The 1,849-nt window shown below is 32.6% G+C and carries 1 pseudogene; it reads left to right on the forward strand.

Annotation, left to right across the window (positions count from 1 at the left end):
- Positions 1-1,849, forward strand: a pseudogene (locus AJ885_RS10270) (beta strand repeat-containing protein); the annotation flags it as partial.

Here is a 1,849-nt window from a genome sequence, read left to right on the forward strand (position 1 = left end):
AAAGAACCCTGTTTAAATTCTAAAAAAATAGTTTTATCTTTAGCTACTATTTCTTTTTTGGCAAGTTGTGCTAATGCTAAATTAAATTCTGAAATAAAAACTTATGATGAAGTTAATAAAAATGTTAAAACTAGATCAGCAAGTGTTTATAGTCCTCAAGCTAAGATCAATACGACTATAAATTCTTTACACAATCAACAAGTAACTATTACTGGAAATGGAACATCAAATTCTTTAACAATCGGATCAAATGGAACTCTAGGTAACATAGGCAATACAGGTAAAATCATCTATGCCCATGCTAATGATAGCAACACTCTTACTCTTACCAATCTTACTAATAATGGAACCATTAATGGTAAGATTGGTATAGAAAACAATGGTAATTTTACAGGAACTATTGCTGTCAACACCTTTGAAAATACAGGTCAAATTAATGGACAAATTTACATGGGAATTTGGGGTAACAACTCAGGAACTCTTAATATAGATAAATTTGACAATAGTGGAACCATAACAGCTTCTAATGGAAAAAGGGGTTTACTTTGAAGGAAATACTAATATAAAAACTTTTAACAATAGTGGAACTATCACAAGCAATTCAATTGCCATTGATGTTGCAAACAATTCCAATATAAATTATTTTACAAATAGTGGTTTTATTAGTGCAGGCAAGGGAGTTAATATAGGTCAAGGCAGTATGACAAATTTTACCAATGCTAGCAGTGGAACTATACAAGGCACAGAGGCAGGTGTGCTTATTAACACAAAAATAGATACTTTTACTAATAATGGTTTTATTAATTCAATTGGAAAAAGTGAACAATGGAGTAATGGAGTTTGGGTAAGTGGAAACACCAATGTAAAAACTTTTGTTAATAATGGAATTATGCAAGGAGATACCGGAGCTATAAGATCATCAGGTGGAACTATAGAAAATTTTATTAATAATGGCATCATGAATGGTGGCTATGCTACTATGTTTATTACAAATAGTATTATAAAAACTCTTGAAAATAAAGGTACTATAAATACCATTCAAGATATATGGTGGGGTGGTGCCATAAAATTAGAACAGGGTGGCACCATAGAAAATATCATCAACACAGGAACTATAAATTCAATTACTTCTGGTATATATGTATCCTATGGTAGATTTGAAACTCTTACTATAAAAGATGGAGGTATAGTTTATGGTAAAACAGCTGGAATAAGAGTGGGTCAATGGCAAACTCTAGGAGATTTATACATAGATGGAACAAGCTCAAAAAAAGATGGCACAGTGAGCGGAATTTATAGCGATAATTTTGGAATTTCATTAGATGAAAGTTCTAAAACTCAAAAAATAGAACTTAAAAATGGTGGCATTATAAAAGGTAAGGTTCATGGTATAAGATTGGATAATGGTGCCTCTTTAAGTGGAGAAATGATTTTATCTGGTGAAGGTTCTAGGGTAGAAGGTGGAAGTGGTGCTGGTATATCTAATCAAAGTGGAAAAATAGAAGGCTCTATAAAAGTAGAAGATGGAGCTACTGTAACTTCTTCTTCAGGCCAAGCCATATCTAACTCTGGCTCAGGAAGTATAACAGGTGGTATTACTGTTAGTGGGGAAAACACTAAACTTGAAGGAAATATAATCAATACAGGTAATGCTTCTATAGGTAGTGATATCAAGATAGAAAGTGGAGCTAAGGTAGAAGGTGGTCTTGTTAATGAAGGTAGCGCTTCTATCACAGGAGCTATCACTATAGAAAGTGGTTCTAAACTTGATTCCATCACTAACACCTCTACTTCTGATACAGGTATTTCAGGTTCTATCACTAACAATAGTGATAATAAACTTGAAATT

It is taken from the genome of Campylobacter sp. BCW_6464 (genome assembly GCF_001762775.1).
In the GTDB taxonomy this organism is placed as follows: domain Bacteria; phylum Campylobacterota; class Campylobacteria; order Campylobacterales; family Campylobacteraceae; genus Campylobacter_D; species Campylobacter_D jejuni.